Genomic DNA, 16346 nt, shown 5'->3' on the forward strand with positions numbered 1-16346 from the left:
GCGATTTTCATTTTTGGCCGGGTCGGGCTGAGAAGCGCAGGCCGCGTTAGAATTGCGGCTGCCGAATGATGGCAACCGCTAGGGGTCCTGCATGTCGCGAACGCGACATGCGGGTGAGATACACCCTTCGAACCTGATCTGGGTAATGCCAGCGAAGGGAAGCATATTGACACTGGCCGTGCGCGCCGTTTCTCTACACTCCTTTGCTGGCTCCTGCTCGTACCACCGAGAAGCCAACAAGGAGCCACATGAACACCCTCCCCCCGAAATGTTTCTCTGCCGCCGCCACGGTGGATGAGGCGGCAACCCGTCGATTGCCGAAGTCCTGTTCACACAATGAAGCGGCGGTGAGCCGATGAAAATCATTGTATTGGGGGCCGGCGTGGTCGGGACGGCGTCCGCATGGTACCTGCAGCAGGCCGGCCATGACGTGACGGTCCTTGAACGCCAGCCCGGACCGGCGCGCGAGACAAGTTTTGCCAACGGCGGCCAGATTTCGGTGTCGCATGCGCAGCCGTGGGCCAATCCCGCTACCTTGCTCAAGGTGTTGCGCTCACTGAGGCGCGAAGACGCGCCCTTGCTTTTCCGCCTGCGCGCCGATCCCTTGCAATGGCGGTGGTGCCTGCAGTTCGTGCGCGAATGCCGGCCGGCGCGCGTCGCCGCCAACCTGCGCCAGATCGTCGCCATCGCCGATTACAGCCGCCGCAGCCTGCAGGCCCTGCGTGCCGACACCGGGATCGAATACGACAGCCTGACACGCGGCATACTGCATTTCTATACCGATCGACAGGAGTTCGACAAGTCACGCCGCGCAGCTGCGGCGATGCGCGAACTGGGTTGCCCGCGCATGACGATCGACGTCGATGAGGTGCTGCGGATCGAGCCTGCGCTGGCGGCTGCGCGCGCCAACCTGGTGGGCGGAGATTTTACGAGCAGCGACGAATCGGGCGATGTCTACAAATTCACGTCACGGCTTGCTGCGCGAGGCCAGGCGGAGGGAATTGGTTTTTTCTACAACATGACTGTGACGCGCCTGCTGGTCGACGCGGGCAAGGTGAGTGGTGTCGAGGTCATCGATGGCGAGGGCCGCCACCAGGTGCTCCATGCGGACGCATTTGTCGTCGCGCTCGGCAGCTTTTCGGCAGGATTGCTCGCACCGCTGGGAATCAGGTTGATGATCTATCCCGGGAAAGGCTATTCGGCGACCTATCGAATCACCGACGCCGCCGCCGCGCCCTCGGTATCCCTGACCGACGACGGTCACAAGCTGGTGCTGTCACGGCTGGGATCACGCTTGCGGGTCGCCGGAACCTGTGAGCTCAACGGTTATTCGCGCGAATTGAACCGGGTGCGCTGCGAAGCGATCACGCGTCGGGTGCGGGCCCTGTTTCCGGACGCCTGCGACTACGACCGTCCGCGCTACTGGGCTGGGCTGCGGCCGCTGACGCCGTCGAACGTGCCCTACATCGGGAAGACGCGCTATGCAAACCTGTATCTGAATACCGGACACGGTACGCTTGGCTGGACCATGGGCTGCGGCGCCGGCCGGGCACTGGCCGATATCATTTCCGGACGCCAGCCGGACGTCGCCTTCACGTTTTCGCGCTAGCGCAAGCAGGTCGGCCGGCCACGCTTACTCCGCCAGCCTGCGCTGCCGCTCCTCCCGCGGCGTATTCCCAAACAAGGCTCCAAACGCCGTCGAAAAATGCGACCCCGACGAAAACCCGCACATCAGCCCAACCTGCACGATCGAGTTATTCGTATCGAGCAGCAACTGCCGCGCCCGGTTCAGGCGTAGTTCCAGGTAGTAACGCGACGGCAAACTCCCGAGATACTGCTTGAACAACCGCTCCAGCTGACGGCGCGACACCCCCGCCAGCTGGGCAATCTCATCCGTCGACAGCGGCTCCTCGATATTCGCTTCCATCAGGGTCACCGCCTCGGTCAGCTTCGGCTGCAGCGTCCCGAACCGCGCCTGCAGCGCCACCCGCTGACGCTCCTCGCGGCCGCGCACCCGATCCACGCACAGCAACTCTTTTACGGGCGCCTGCACGTTCGATCCAAAAATGATGTCGATCAAACTCAGCGCGAAATCGACGGATGCAGCTCCTCCACAGCAGGTCAAACGATTGCCGTCGATTTCATACAGGTGGGGCGTGAACACGGCCTGATCGGCGCGGCTGTCGGCATCGGCGTAGAGCGACCAAGGCAATGCGGTCTTCACGCTGTTGAGGGCGCCCGCTTCGGCCAGCCACAGCACCCCTGCCCCGACGCCGCCCCAGAAAGGCGCGGCGCGGCAGCGTTCGACCAGGGCGCGGAAGTTCGCGGGTTTCAGTCCCGCCTGCGCTTCGTCGGCGGCGAGCAGCACCAGGTGCCAGTGGCGCTGGGCGTCGCTCGTAAATTTGTCGGGGCTGCGCACGTCGACGTGCAGGCGCTCGGGGCCGAGGATCTTGGCCGCCTGGCGCAGCGGTTGCACCAGGCCGGACCAGGTGAGGGTGTCCGGCTCGCCGGCGTTGACCAGCAGGATGCGCAGCGGCCGTTCCTGCGCCAGGACGGACAGTTCAGGGTGCGGCATCGGGGCGGATTAACAACGTCATCACTCGGGGGCGAGCGCGGCGGCGGGGCGGCGCTCGGAGTTCCATTGGCTGACTATCATACCGGAGATCAATAGCAAGCCGCCGAGCCAGCCGCGGGTGGTCATGGCCTCGCCCAGCCAGAAATAGCCGAAGAAGGCGGCCGCGGCCGGCTCGAAGGCGTAGACGACGGCGGCCTCGTTGGCCGTCGTGCGCGACTGGCCCCAGGTTTGCAGCGAAATGATCGCGGCGGTGGCGATGACGCCGAGGTAGGCGAAGTTCCAGGCGTGCTGGCCGATGCTTGTTACGACGCCGTCGAACCAGATGCCGCGTGCGGCGGCGTCGCCCGGCACTTCGCGCGCCAGCAGCCACAATGCGGCGCAGACGGCCACCATGCCGATCTGGGCCGCGGTGATCGTCAGCAGGCGCGTGGCGCGCCGGGTGTGCACTTCCATCACTTTGATGTACACGCCGAAACACAGCGCGCACAGCAGGGCGAGCGAATCGCCCGTTCCCCAGCCGCCGCCATCCCAGCACAGCGCGGCCAGGCCCGCGATCGACATGATCAATGCGAGGACGATGCGGCGTTCGGGCAGGCGCCCGGCCAGCACGCCCAGCAGCGGAACGACGAGGACGTTCAGGCCGCAAATGAAGGCGTTGCGGTTGGAGCTGGTCAGCGCCAGGCCCTCGACCTGGAAGATGAAGCAGAAGAACAACAAGCCACCGAGGATGGCGCCCGAGCGCAGGTCCGCTGCCTTGGCGCGCCACAGGAAGGGCGACAGCAGCAAGGCTGCGATGGCGAAACGCACCAGGATGATCCATACCGCTGAGAAATGGCTCGTCAAATCTTTCATGGCGGGGAAGGTCGTGCCCCAGACCAGGGTGACGAGCAACAGGGCGAGAATGCCGTGGAGGTGGCGGTGCATGGGTGACAGTCCGGTGTGGCGAATAAGCAAAAGCGTTATGGTACGCGCCTCGACAGTAAAAGGCGAACCGCGGCCGGTAAAGGCCCGGGGACGGCTATAATTCCCCTCCATGGGGGAACGATATTTAAAAAGCGTCCGCTTGCTGGCCGAATGCCTGCAAGGCTTCGAGCGGTATTCGGGCGAGTCGGTGCGGCAATTTGGTTTGACGCACGCGCAGTTCGACATCATCGCCACGCTGGGCAATACGGACGGGATGAGCTACAAGGAACTCGGCGAGCGCACCCTCATCACGAAAGGCACGCTGACCGGCGTGATCGAGCGCCTCGAACGGAAGGGCATCGTGCTGCGCGAACGCAGCAGCAACGATAAACGGTCGTTCCACGTGCGCCTGAGCGATGCCGGCGAAACCGTGTTCCGGGAAGTGTTCCCCAAAGCGGTTGCTCACGGCAAGCAATTGTTTGCCGCGTACAGCGAGACCGAATTCGATGAAATCGATGGGGCCTTGACCAAGCTGCGCGAGCGCATCAACCAGGCCGGGCGCCCGTCCCCCTTATCACCACAACAAAAGGAAGAATCTTGAAAACCACCCTGCTCGAGGGCATGACGCCCGCCCATTTCGACAAGCACATCATCGGCAACATCCTGCTCGACCAGGCTTCGGAAGAGGAAGTACGCCAGAACAAGATGCTGATCGGCGTGCGCAACGAGGCCGGCGAGATCTATCGCCTGATCGGCGCGGCGAAATTGAATAACTTCATGAACGCCGTCGAAGAACTGATCGACCTCGGCCTGGTCGATGAACTGCAGGACACGGAAGAACTCAAGGATGGCTGCGATGCCATCTTCAGCGAGCCCTGATCTACCGTCATCTGCCGTTGTAAAAGTGCCCCACGGCAAACTTTGCCTGGGGAGGGCCTGGCCATTGGGGGTATAATTTTTCGATGGACAGACTTGACGCCCTTAACAGTATCGCGGCCCAGGCCATTCGCGGCGAACTCAGCTTTCCGACGAATGTCGACGCCACGCTCAGGCTTCAACAAGCCCTGAACGATCCCGAGTGCCACGCCGATGCGGCGGCCCGCCTGGTCCAGGCCGAGCCGCTGCTGGCGGCGCGCACCGTGGCCATCGCCAATTCCGTTACCTATAACCGCTCCGGCAACGACGTGACCAATGTCCGTGCGGCCGTGCAGCGCGTGGGTTTTCGTACCCTTGGCGCGCTGGCGGCCAGCGTCATCGTGCGCCAGCTGAGCAGCGAGATTACCGATCCGGCCCTCCGTGCCCGCGCCGATGCGCTGTGGCGCCACTCGGCGCATGTCGCCGCGCTGGCGCAGGTGATCGCGCGCCGGGTGTCGTTTGTGGATCCGGAAACGGCGATGTTTGCGGGTATCGTGCATGAGGTTGGCGGCTTTTATATGCTGTCGCGCGCGCATGAGTATCCGGGGCTGCTCGATGGCGATGCGGACGAGTGGCTGGAACATGGCGAAGTGGCGGTCGGGCGCGGCGTGTTGCTGCGCCTGGGCGTGCCGGCGCCGGTGATGGGGGCGATCGAGGCGATGTGGAATGGCATGCGTGCCTTGCCGCCGGAAACGCTGGGCGATACTTTGCTGCTGGCGAATGATTTGTCGCCGGTGGCCTCGCCCTTGCTCGAGCGTCCGGGTGCGACGACGGTGGCGGCTGCGGCGTCGATCGATTTCGCGGTGGGCGATGGCACGCTGGCGATGATCATGGAAGAGTCGGCGCACGAGGTGCAGAGTTTGACGTCGGCCTTGTTGTAAGCATTTACACCAACGTTCCGTAGGGTGGGCGCCCCGTGCCCACGCCGAACGATGCACAGCGATTACGCCATTACCCAGCGGCGATTGCGCAACGGGTTTCAAGAGCGTCAACGCCACACATGCCCGCGTGGGCACGGGGCGCCCACCCTACCGATCTTCATCCGACAAAAAAAATGCCCGCTCAGGGAGCGGGCAAAGTCCAAAACTAGGGATGTCCTGAAAGAGACAGCTCCATATTAGTTCCCGGTTCCCGCACACTCTGTGCGCCAGTTCACACTTGTGACATTTTCTCGGCCGCTGGCTTTACTTTCTTTCCGCGCAAAAAAAAACCCGCTCCGAGGGGGAGCGGGTGAAGTCCAAAACTAGGGATGTCCTGAAAGAGACAGTTCCACTATAAGGTTTCGCCCTCCCCGCTCTCTGTGCGGGAACTCACACATGAGACCGAAACCCCTCATTTGTTAAATATCTTTTGTGCAAACCGGAATGCCAACAGGGTAGACCGGGAAAAGTGTCCGCAGAACGAAAAATGCCGCCCGAGTTGAGTCGGGCGGCATTTTTTTCGGCTGGGACATGCATGCATGCCCAAAAACAATTACACGACGGCGCCGTCCGTTTCGTCTTTTTCCTTGATCGGCTTGATCAGGTCTTCACGCTTCACGCCGAGCCACATGGCAATTGCTGCTGCCACGAACACGGACGAATAGATACCGAAGCAGATGCCGATCGTCAGCGCCATGGCGAAGTAGTGCAGCGACAGGCCTCCGAAGAACAGCATCGACAGCACCATCATCTGGGTGCAGCCGTGGGTGATGATGGTGCGCGAAATCGTGGTCGTGATCGCGTGGTCGATGACTTCGGTCACGGCCATCTTGCGCTGCTTGCGGAAGGTTTCGCGGATCCGGTCGAAGATGACGACCGATTCGTTGACCGAATAACCGAGCACGGCCAGCACTGCCGCCAGCACCGTCAGCGAGAACTCCCACTGGAAGAAGGCGAAGAAGCCGAGGATGATGACCACGTCGTGCAGGTTGGCGATGATCGCCGCCACGCCGAACTTCCACTCGAAGCGGACCATCAGGTAGAGCACCACGCCGACGATCACCATGATCAGTGCGTTCAGGCCGTTGGTGGCCAGTTCGTCGCCGACCTGCGGGCCGACGAAGTCGACGCGCTGCAGCGTCACCAGCTCGGCGCCGGCGGCGCTCGCGCAGCTGCTGCGCGATACCTGCTGGCCCTTTTCCATCAGGCTGACCTGCTTGACGGTGCCGCCTTCCGACGCGCACACGGCGCTGAAGGCCTGGGCCGAGGCACTGGCGCCGCTGGCATTCTTCGTCGGCGGCAGGCGCAGGATGATGTCGCTGGCGGTGCCGAAGCTGCTCACCTCGGGCGATTCATAGTGGAGGGAGCGCAAGGTTGCGCGGACCTTTTCCTGGTCCGCCGCGTGCGGATAGCGCAGTTCCATCACGGTGCCGCCGGTGAACTCGACCGAGAAATTCAGTCCTTTGGTCACCAGGAAGAATACCGCGGCCACGAAGGTCAGCGCCGAGATCACGTTGAAGATCAACGCGTGGCGCATGAACGGGATGTCCCGCTTGATTTTGAAAAATTCCATGACGATTCCTAGTCTTTATTTCTTTTCAGCGGGCAGGCCCGGAGTCCAGACGGTACCCACCGACAGGCCCTTGAGCTTCTTGCCGCGGCGGCCGTACCAGAGGTTGACGATGCCGCGCGAAACGAACACCGCCGAGAACATCGAGGTCAGGATGCCCAGGCTGTGCACGACGGCGAAGCCGCGCACCGCGCCCGAACCGAAGATCAGCAGCGCCAGGCCGACGATCAGGGTGGTCACGTTCGAGTCGAAAATCGTGTCCCAGGCGTGGCCGAAACCGTTGGTGATGGCCTGCTGTGGGGTGGCGCCGCCACGCAGCTCTTCACGGATACGCTCGTTGATCAGCACGTTGGCGTCAATGGCCATACCGAGTGCCAGCGCGATTGCCGCGATACCCGGCAGGGTCAATGTTGCCTGCAGGGTCGACAGGATCGCCATCAGGAACAGCAAATTCGCCGACAGCGCCAGCACGCTGAAGAAGCCGAACACGTGGTAATAGATGATCATGAAGATCGCGATGGCAACGAAGCCCCACAGGGTCGAGTGCAGGCCCTTCGAGATGTTTTCGGCGCCCAGCTGCGGGCCGACCACGCGTTCTTCGATGAATTCCATTGGTGCCGACAGCGCGCCCGAGCGCAGCAGCAGCGCCAGTTCATTTGCATCTTCGATGCTGCCGATGCCGGTGATCTGGAAGGTCGAGCCGAGTTCGCCCTGGATGGTCGGGGCCGTCGGCACGGTGTACTTGCCCTTCTCTTTCAACAGGACCGCCATGCGCTTGCCGATGTTTTCGCGGGTCACCAGGCGGATCTTGCGGCCGCCGTCGCCGTTCAGGTCGATCGAGACGGCTGGCTGGTGGTTCTGGTCGAAGGTGGCGACGGCGCTGGAAATGTAGTCACCCGTCAGGATGATGTCTTTCGACACCACGACCGGGGCGCCGCGGCCTTCGGTGAACAGTTCCGAGTTCAGCGGGACGGCAGCCGACAGCTCGGTGCCTGGCGTCACGGTCGGATCGACCATGCGCATTTCGAGGGTCGCGGTGCGGCCGATCAGGTCTTTCGCACGGGCGACGTCCTGCACGCCCGGCAATTGCACGACGATGCGGTCGGCGCCCTGGCGCTGGATGACCGGCTCGGTCACGCCGAGTTCGTTGATACGCTTGGACAGGGTCGTGATGTTCTGGTTCACGCCTTCTTCGACGGTGCGCTGCAGCGCGGCCGGCTTCAGGGTGACGAGCAGTTTCAGGTCCGTGCCGTCGGCGGCGTCGGCCAGTTGCAGGTCCTGCATCTGGCTCGACAGGACGTTGCGGGCGGCGCTGCGGGTCTCGGCGTCGCGGAAGGTGACTTCCACGGTATTGCCGCTACGCTCGATGCCGGCGTGGCGCACGTTCTTGTCGCGCAGGATGCTGCGCACGCTCGCTTGCGTGCCCTTCATCTTGGTTTCCAGCACGGCCTTGGCATCGACTTGCAGCAGGAAGTGGACGCCGCCGCGCAGGTCGAGGCCGAGGTTCATCGGCAGCGCGTGCAGGTGCTGCATCCAGGCAGGGGTATTTTTGACCAGGTTGACGGTGACGATGTAATCGGGATCGGCCGCATCACGGTTGAGCTGGCGCTCGAGCGCGAGCTTGGCCTTGAACTGGGCATCGGTGGTGTCGAAACGGGCGCGTACGGCCGTCGAGTTGCCCGAGCCTTCCAGGGAAACCTGGTTCGCCGGAACACCTACGCGCTTGAGCGCATCCGCTACCCGCGCCGTGGTGTCGCTCGTGATCTTGACCGTCGTCTTGCCGGTCGTAACCTGCAAGGCCGGCGATTCGCCGAAGTAATTAGGCGCCGTGTACAGCGCGCCCAGCAGGAGCGCGACAGCGATCAGTATGTATTTCCAGACGGGATAGCGATTCATAGTGTTCCAGCGTTGGGTGTTGAGCGACAGCGGCCCCTGGGATAGCAAGGGCCGCGGCGCAGGCTTACAGGGACTTGAGCGTACCCTTCGGCAGCAGCGTGGTGACTGCGTTCTTCTGCACGACCATTTCGGTACCGCTCGCCACTTCGATGGTGACGTAGGCGTCTTTCACCTGCACGACACGGCCCAGGATGCCGCCCGCGGTGACGACTTCGTCGCCCTTGGCCAGCGCTTCCATCATCAGCTTCGTTTCCTTCTGGCGCTTCTGCTGGGGACGAATCATCAGGAAATACATGACCACGAACATGATCAGGATCGGGGCGAAGGTCGTCAGATTGCCCATCAGGCCAGGATCGGCAGCGGTGGTGGTTTGCGCGTACGCGTTGGAAATGAACACAAGAACTCCGATTGTGAGATAAAAAAAACAGCGCTGTATTCTAGCACCGGCGAATCGCCAGCGGCCATTCTGGCGTAGATGGGATTGCAACTAAAAATTGCAAGCTGGAAATTGGGAGGATTGGGGGCGGATGTGTGCCCGGACCGCTCAGATTGAATGTTGGCGGTCGCGTAACGTAGGGTGGGCATGCCCACGCGTTGCCGCGAGTGAGAGTCGAATGGCGCGGGCCGGAGACGGACGGCAAATCGGCCGCCGTTGCGAGCCCGGTTTTTGCGGCCCGCCCCGGCACGTACGCGTGGGCATGCCCACCCTACGGAAAGCGCATGGTTATACGCCGCGGGCGCGGTCGACGGCGAATGTCAGGCGGAAGGCGTGGAAGCCATCCGCATCGATCGCGTCGCGAATCTCCTGCATCAGTTTCAGGTAGTAATGCAGGTTGTGGATCGTGTTCAGGCGCGCGCCCAAAATCTCGTTCGAGCGGTGCAGGTGGTGCAGGTAAGCACGCGAGAAATTCTTGCAGCAGTAGCAGTCGCAGGATTCGTCCAGCGGCCCCGTGTCTTCCTTGTAGCGCGCGTTCTTGATCTTGACGTCGCCAAAACGCGTGAACAGCCAGCCATTGCGGGCATTCCGGGTCGGCATCACGCAGTCGAACATGTCGACGCCATTCGCCACGCCCTCGACCAGGTCTTCCGGCGTGCCGACGCCCATCAGGTAGTGGGGCTTGTTTTCCGGCAGGCGCGGGCCGACGTGGGCCAGGATGCGCTTCATGTCTTCCTTCGGTTCGCCCACCGACAGGCCGCCGATGGCGAGACCCGGGAAGTCAATGTCTTCGAGACCGGCCAGCGATTCGTCGCGCAGGTGCTCGTACATGCCGCCCTGGACGATACCGAACAGCGCGTTCGGATTTTCGCCGCCCTTGAATTCGTTCATCGAGCGCTGGGCCCAGCGCAGCGACATGCGCATCGACTTCGCCGCTTCTTCGGCCGTCGCGGCACGGCCGTCGATTTCGTAGGGCGTGCACTCGTCGAACTGCATCACGATGTCCGAGTTCAGCGCGCGCTGGATCTGCATCGACACTTCCGGCGACAGGAATTTACGCGAGCCGTCGATCGGCGAAGCGAAGGTCACGCCCTCTTCCGTAATCTTGCGCATCGCGCCCAGCGAGAACACCTGGAAGCCGCCCGAGTCGGTCAAAATCGGCTTGTCCCAGCCCATGAAGCCGTGCAGGCCGCCGAACTTGTTCAATACCTCGGTGCCAGGGCGCAGCCACAGGTGGAAAGTGTTACCGAGGATGATCTGCGAGCCGACTTCCTTCAGCTCGACCGGGTCCATCGCCTTCACGGAACCATAGGTCCCGACCGGCATGAAGATCGGCGTTTCGATGGTGCCGTGGTTAACTGTCAAACGGCCGCGGCGGGCGTGCGACAGGCCGCTGGTGTCTTTTTTGAGGAGCGTAAATTCGAGCATCGGGGATTCTAGCGTGATGAGGTTGTCAACAGCATGGCGTCGCCATAGCTGAAGAAACGGTATTCGTTGGCGATCGCATGGGCATAGGCCTTGCGGATCTCGGCGTAACCGGCAAAGGCCGACACCAGCATCAGCAGGGTCGACTTCGGCAAGTGAAAATTGGTGATCAAACGCGTGACCGTCTTGAATCTGTAGCCCGGCGTGATGAAGAGCGCCGTGTCGGCGCTGCCGGCCACCAGTTCGCCCGTCTGCGAGGCAGATTCCAGTGCGCGCAAGGAGGTGGTGCCGACGGCGACGACATCGCGCCCGGCGGCTTTGGCAGCGCGCACGGCGTCGACCGTCTCTTGCGCGATGGTGTACCACTCGGTGTGCATGTTGTGCTGCGAGAGGTCTTCCACGCGCACCGGCTGGAAGGTGCCGGCGCCCACGTGCAGCGTGACGTAGGCGAAGTTCACGCCCTTGGCCGCCAGTTTATCCAGCAGCGGCTGGTCGAAGTGCAGGCCGGCGGTCGGCGCGGCGACGGCGCCCGGTTCCTTCGAATACACGGTCTGGTAGCGCTGCTCGTCGAATTCGTCGGCCGTGTGCTCGATATAGGGCGGCAACGGCAGGCGGCCATGCGCTTCGATCAGCTCGAACACGTCGCCCTCGAAGTGGAGCGTGAAAAATTCGCCGGCGCGCTCGCCCGTGGTGACGTCGAAGGCGTCGGCCAGGCGGATGCGGTTGCCGGGTTTCGGCGACTTGGACGCGCGTACTTGCGCCAGCACGGTGCGGTCGTCCAGCACGCGCTCGACCAGCACCTCGACCTGGCCGCCGGTTTCCTTCACGCCGAAAAAGCGCGCTTTCAAAACACGGGTATTGTTCATCACCAGCAGGTCGCCGGCTTGCAGCTGGTCGACGATGTCGGCGAAATGGCGGTCGGTGATCTGCTCGCCATCGAGCTGCAAAAGGCGCGAAGCGCTGCGGTCCGGCAGCGGCAATTGCGCGATGCGTTCGGGCGGCAGGTCGAAATCGAAATCGGAAAGCGAATACATTCTGGTCAATTCTGGGAAAATAAGTGCTTAAGTGCTGGCAGCCTTACAATATGGCCCCAAGTACGTGCGGCGAACCCTCTATTTTACGCCAGCCTGCATCAATCTGCCGCGATATGCCTGCCTTAAAGACCCCTCCCGCCCCGAAAACGACACAAACGAAACTCGCCAAGCTCGGCCTGCGCAGCGACATGGACCTGATCCTGCACCTGCCGCTGCGCTACGAGGACGAGACGAAGATCGTGCCGATCCGCGAGGCCTGCCTGCGCGGCGGCCATGTGTCGCAGGTCGAGGGTCTCGTCATCAAGAACGAGATCAGCCTGAAACCGCGGCGCCAGCTGCTCGTCACCATTGCCGACGACAGCGGCGAGCTGCTGCTGCGCTTCATGAATTTCTACGGCAGCCAGGTCAAGCAGCTTTCCGAGGGCGTGCGCGTGCGGGCGCGCACCGAAATCAAACACGGCTTCTTCGGGGCCGAGATGGTCCATCCGACCTATAAAGTCGTGAACGAGAATGCGCCGCTGCCCACTTCCCTGACGCCCGTGTATCCGTCCGGCGAAGGCCTGTCGCAGCCGATCCTGCGCCGCGCGATTGCCGAAGCGATGCGGCGCGTGGACTGGACCGACACCGTGCCGGCGGCGATCCGGCGCCAGATGGACCTGATCGACTTCGAGCCGGCCGTCAAAATGCTGCACTACCCGCCGGTGGACGTGGACGAATACGCGCTGATGGAAAAATCGCATCCGGCCTGGACGCGCATGAAGTTCGACGAGCTGCTGGCGCAGCAGTTATCGCTCAAACGCGCCCAGCGCGCGCGCCGCGACAAGGGCGCGCCGACGCTGCGCGCTGTCGGCCAGCTGTCCGAAGGTTTTCTGGGCGCGCTGCCCTTCGCCCTGACGGGCGCCCAACAGCGCGTGGTGAAGGAAATCCGTGCCGACCTGCGCGAGGGTTATCCGATGCAGCGCCTGCTGCAGGGCGACGTCGGCAGCGGCAAGACGGTGGTTGCGGCGCTGGCCGCCGCGCAGGCGATCGATTCCGGCTACCAGGCGGCGCTGATGGCGCCGACCGAGATCCTCGCCGAGCAGCATTTCCGCAAGATCGCGGCGTGGATGGAGCCGCTCGGCGTCAAAGTCGCCTGGCTGACCGGCAGCCTGAAAAAGAAGGACAAGACGGCGGCCGTCGAGATGGTGGAATCGGGCGAAGCGCGCCTGGTGATCGGCACCCACGCGCTGATCCAGGACACGGTGCAGTTCGCGAAACTGGGCCTGGTGATCGTCGACGAACAGCACCGCTTCGGCGTCGGCCAGCGCCTGACCTTGCGCAACAAGGGCAGCGACGGCCTGGTGCCACACCAGCTCATGATGTCGGCCACGCCGATCCCGCGCACCCTCGCCATGACGTATTACGCTGATCTTGAGGTGTCGGTGATCGACGAGCTGCCGCCCGGGCGCACCCCGATCGTCACCCGTGCGATCGACCAGAACCGGCGGGACGAAGTCATCGAACGCGTGCATGCGGCCGTCCTCGAGGGGCGGCAGGCGTACTGGGTGTGTCCGCTGATCGAGGAGTCGGAAGCGCTGCAGCTGCAGACCGCGACCGAAACCTACGAAACACTGGCCGAAGCCCTGCCCGACCTGCAGGTCGGCCTGGTACACGGGCGCATGAAGCCGGCCGAGAAACAGGCGGTGATGGATGCGTTCACGGCCGGCGAGGTACACGTGCTGGTCGCGACCACCGTCATCGAGGTCGGCGTCGACGTGCCGAATTCTTCGCTGATGGTGATCGAGCATGCCGAGCGCTTTGGCCTGTCGCAGCTGCACCAGCTGCGCGGGCGCGTGGGGCGGGGCTCGGCGGCCAGCGTCTGCCTGCTGCTGTATCAGAGCCCGCTCGGACAAGTCGCCAAGCAGCGCCTGCTGACGATGCGCGAGACCACCGACGGTTTTGAAATTGCGCGGCGCGACCTGGAGATCCGCGGGCCTGGCGAGTTTTTGGGCGCGCGCCAGTCGGGGCAGGCGATGCTGCGTTTCGCGGATTTGGAAACCGACCAGTGGCTGGTCGAGCATGCGCGCGATATCGCGGCCAGCTTGTTGGAGAGCGAGACCGGGCCGAATGTCGAGATCGTGGATGCGCACCTGGCGCGCTGGCTGGGTGGCAAGGAAGAGTTCTTGAAGGTGTAGGGCGGGCGCCCTGTGCCCACGCGGACGCCTGCCTATCGGTAACGTGGCGCTGTGCCGCGCTAACGGCTCATTGTTGGAACTTGACCAATGATCTGGCGCGGCCTTTCAATTATGGCCAACACAAAGCGGCGTTCCGCGTGGGCACGGGGCGCCCACCCTACGGTCAACGCATCTGTTCCGTGTGATCGTTCAATCCACCTTGGTCAGCTCGACGCCATCGACCGTCATTTTCCACTTGTCGCCCTCGCGGTGCGGCGGCTTGCTGACCACAAACGTCGAGCGCAGGAAGGGCACGCCGACATCGAAATTGTCGCCATTAAAACCCTGCAGGTCGACGCTGAGGCTGAGGTTCTTGCCGGGCTGGTTGCGCTTGTACTGGACCTTGCCGTCCTTGCCCATCTGGATGCGCATGTCCTTGCCCTGCCAGTCGCCGACATAGGCCATCTTCTCAAGCGGGACCGGGACAGGGTCGGCATGGGCAGCCAGCGGCAGCAGGCAGGCGGCGAGGATGGCGGTGCGAAGGAGTTGCATGGAAGGCTCTCGGCAGGCAGTGAATGGGGACGGCCTGCCGAGTATTCGCGCATCGCGATGTGTTGTCAACATGCATACGCCGGGTGGCCTTGCGTGTTCAGCGTGCGCTGTCGGCCGCGTAATGCAGACCGATCTGGCGCCGGATCTCGTCCATCACCCCCATCAGCGCCAGCGTCTCGCCGTGCGTCATGCCGGGACTTTCGATCAGGCCGTCCAGGAAGCAGCGCTGCGCCTCGATCGCTTCGTGCACATAGCCGTTGCCGAGATACGGCGTGTCGATCGTGCGCGTGCCGCCCTCTTCCAGCGCCACGGCCAGCGAGCGCGCACGGTGGAACATGGTGTTCATGCGGATGTGCCCGCGCGAGCCCGATACCGTCAGCTCGCCCGGCGTGCGCGCCTGGAACGAGCAGCTGCAGACCGACATGGCGCCGCCCTCATGTTTTAACGTGAAACCGGTCTGCACATCGACGCCGGTCGGCCCCATCTCGGCCTGCGCCTTGACGTCGACCACGGGACCGAGCAGGCTGGCGGCGATCGACAGCGGATAGATGCCGAGGTCGAGCAGCGCACCGCCACCCAGCTCCGGATTGAACACGCGGTGCTCGGGACCGAAGGTCGCCGTAAAGCCGAAGTCGGCCACCACCTGGTGCACGCTGCCGATCTCGCCCGAGGCGATGAGGCGCTTGACCTCGGCCAGCGCGGGCAGGAAGCGCGTCCACATCGCCTCCATCAGGAACAGGTTTTTCGAACGCGCCAGCGCGACGACCTGCTCTGCTTCGCGCAGGTTCATCGTAAACGGTTTTTCGACCAGCACGCCCTTGCCGGCGCCCAGCGCCAGCAGGGCATTCTGCGCATGCTGCGGATGGGGCGTGGCGACGTAGACCAGGTCGATGCCCCCTGACGCAGCCAGCTCCTCGTAGGAGCCGAAGGCGGCGGCCGCATGGAAATCGGCGGCGAATTCCCTCGCCTTCTCAAGGCTGCGCGACGCGACGCCGGCCAATACCGCCCCCGGCACGTCCTGCAGCGCGGTGGCAAACGCGCGTGCAATCTTGCCCGTGCCCAGGATACCCCAGCGAACTGACTCACCCATTACCGCTCCTTTCAAGCCGCCCCGTTTTGCCTGCGCCTGGGACGAAATACGGTCGTGTCCAGGTAAAAAGCCTGGTCCTGATCCGGCCACCAGCCCGGCACGCCGAGCACCGGCAGCGGCGTGAAGCCCGAGGTCGTCAAGCCTTCATCCCGCAGCGCTTGCGCGACCGTGGTGTCGATCCAGGCGCGCCGGGCGCCGGCGTCGAAGCTGAAGTACTCATCGGGCGCGAACACGATGCGCACGTGCGCAGTGATCGCCTTGCGCGGCGCGACCAGCTTTTCCATCAGCGCGTGGCCGAACAGCCAGAGCTGGGCATCCGGCCCGGACATGGCGCGCTTTTCGAACAGCGCCCGCTTTTCAAAGAGTGCTCCTTCCCAGCAGTGCGCGCGCAGCTCGTCGGCCAGCGCCCGCCCTTCGCTCGATGCGCGCACCACCAGCAGGGCCGCGTTCTCGTCGAAAATGGTGGCGGCGTCGCGCGCCGGTCCGCGTGCTTTACTGCCGCCGGCCGCCGCGATCTGCGCCGCCTGCAAGGCGTTCAGCTCGCGTTTAATCAGGGGGAAGGTCTGCCACACGAGGCCATTGAAGAAGTCGTGCAGGTTCGCGCGCGTGGGCACCTTGCCCGTCGCGCTGATGAATTCTTCATACGCCATCCCGTCCGGCAGCGACTCCTGGGGCACGAAGGCGATGGGCAGGCCACGGTGGTTGCGCAGCGCCAGCAGCGCGGCTTGCCGGTTGAAGGCGCCGGAGAACTCCTCGCCTTCGAGACCGAGAGCTTGATAAGCCGGGCGCACGGCGTCGTACCACGGCCGCGACCAGTCGATCTGCGCGAGTTCGGACGCCACCCCGGACGCCAACCAGGATGCGAACCCGGATGTCA

Annotated in this window: 15 protein-coding genes and 1 riboswitch; of the genes, 5 read left to right on the plus strand and 10 right to left on the minus strand. The window is 63.7% G+C overall.

The features are described from left to right. The first annotated feature begins 70 nt into the window (after positions 1-70). A riboswitch (TPP riboswitch) is annotated at positions 71-177 on the plus strand. Between the two features lie 178 nt (positions 178-355). Continuing rightward, positions 356-1609 (plus strand): D-amino acid dehydrogenase, encoded by a 1254-nt coding sequence (locus tag AC1MEM_RS02050; RefSeq protein WP_499475017.1) that lies wholly within the window; start codon positions 356-358, stop codon positions 1607-1609. 24 nt (positions 1610-1633) lie between these two features. Here AC1MEM_RS02050 and AC1MEM_RS02055 read toward each other — a convergent pair whose 3' ends face one another. Both AC1MEM_RS02055 and AC1MEM_RS02060 read right to left on the minus strand, forming a co-directional pair. Continuing rightward, a complete protein-coding gene (locus AC1MEM_RS02055; RefSeq protein WP_499475018.1) occupies positions 1634-2575 on the minus strand; it encodes a GlxA family transcriptional regulator in 942 nt (313 codons plus the stop codon). 21 nt (positions 2576-2596) lie between these two features. Beyond that, entirely contained in the window at positions 2597-3499 is a 903-nt protein-coding gene (locus AC1MEM_RS02060; RefSeq protein ID WP_499475020.1) for a DMT family transporter, read from the minus strand. Positions 3500-3608: 109 nt separating this feature from the next. On the opposite strand from AC1MEM_RS02060, the gene AC1MEM_RS02065 reads away from it, so the two are divergent. From AC1MEM_RS02065 to AC1MEM_RS02075, 3 genes are all read left to right on the plus strand, one after another. Continuing rightward, positions 3609-4079 carry a MarR family winged helix-turn-helix transcriptional regulator gene (locus tag AC1MEM_RS02065; RefSeq protein ID WP_499475022.1) on the plus strand — a complete coding sequence of 157 codons (471 nt, stop codon included), beginning with the start codon at positions 3609-3611 and terminating at the stop codon, positions 4077-4079. Further along, the gene (locus AC1MEM_RS02070; protein WP_499475023.1) at positions 4076-4357 is read left to right on the plus strand and encodes a hypothetical protein; all 282 of its coding nucleotides are present in this window, start codon (positions 4076-4078) and stop codon (positions 4355-4357) included. The genes AC1MEM_RS02065 and AC1MEM_RS02070 overlap by 4 nt, the downstream gene beginning before the upstream one ends. An 83-nt stretch (positions 4358-4440) precedes the next feature. Next, positions 4441-5274, plus strand: a complete 834-nt coding sequence (locus AC1MEM_RS02075) for an HDOD domain-containing protein (protein ID WP_499475024.1) — start codon at positions 4441-4443, stop codon at positions 5272-5274. A 592-nt stretch (positions 5275-5866) separates the two neighbouring features. Here AC1MEM_RS02075 and secF read toward each other — a convergent pair. From secF to queA, 5 genes are all read right to left on the minus strand, one after another. After that, positions 5867-6886: a protein translocase subunit SecF gene (secF, locus tag AC1MEM_RS02080; RefSeq protein WP_499475025.1), complete on the minus strand. Its 1020-nt coding sequence runs from the start codon at positions 6884-6886 to the stop codon at positions 5867-5869. Positions 6887-6901: 15 nt separating this feature from the next. After that, positions 6902-8779 carry a protein translocase subunit SecD gene (gene secD / locus AC1MEM_RS02085; RefSeq protein ID WP_499475027.1) on the minus strand — a complete coding sequence of 626 codons (1878 nt, stop codon included), beginning with the start codon at positions 8777-8779 and terminating at the stop codon, positions 6902-6904. Between the two features lie 64 nt (positions 8780-8843). Beyond that, a complete protein-coding gene (gene yajC, locus AC1MEM_RS02090; protein ID WP_499475029.1) occupies positions 8844-9176 on the minus strand; it encodes a preprotein translocase subunit YajC in 333 nt (110 codons plus the stop codon). Positions 9177-9503: 327 nt separating this feature from the next. Continuing rightward, on the minus strand, positions 9504-10643 hold the full coding sequence (gene tgt / locus AC1MEM_RS02095) for a tRNA guanosine(34) transglycosylase Tgt (protein ID WP_499475031.1): 1140 nt from the start codon (positions 10641-10643) through the stop codon (positions 9504-9506). An 8-nt stretch (positions 10644-10651) separates the two neighbouring features. Next, on the minus strand, positions 10652-11674 hold the full coding sequence (queA, locus tag AC1MEM_RS02100; protein WP_499475032.1) for a tRNA preQ1(34) S-adenosylmethionine ribosyltransferase-isomerase QueA: 1023 nt from the start codon (positions 11672-11674) through the stop codon (positions 10652-10654). 113 nt (positions 11675-11787) lie between these two features. Between queA and recG the strand changes: the two genes are divergently transcribed. Then, the gene (recG, locus tag AC1MEM_RS02105; RefSeq protein WP_499475034.1) at positions 11788-13848 is read left to right on the plus strand and encodes an ATP-dependent DNA helicase RecG; all 2061 of its coding nucleotides are present in this window, start codon (positions 11788-11790) and stop codon (positions 13846-13848) included. Positions 13849-14037: 189 nt separating this feature from the next. Here recG and AC1MEM_RS02110 read toward each other — a convergent pair whose 3' ends face one another. From AC1MEM_RS02110 to AC1MEM_RS02120, 3 genes are all read right to left on the minus strand, one after another. After that, complete coding sequence (locus AC1MEM_RS02110) at positions 14038-14379, minus strand: hypothetical protein (protein WP_499475035.1); 342 nt, start codon at positions 14377-14379, stop codon at positions 14038-14040. 97 nt (positions 14380-14476) lie between these two features. Continuing rightward, positions 14477-15469, minus strand: a complete 993-nt coding sequence (locus AC1MEM_RS02115) for a Gfo/Idh/MocA family protein (RefSeq protein WP_499475036.1) — start codon at positions 15467-15469, stop codon at positions 14477-14479. A gap of 11 nt (positions 15470-15480) precedes the next feature. Further along, on the minus strand, positions 15481-16311 hold the full coding sequence (locus tag AC1MEM_RS02120; protein ID WP_499475037.1) for a DUF3025 domain-containing protein: 831 nt from the start codon (positions 16309-16311) through the stop codon (positions 15481-15483). Between the last annotated feature and the right edge of the window lie 35 nt (positions 16312-16346).

Source organism: Telluria sp. AIW5 (assembly GCF_056680575.1).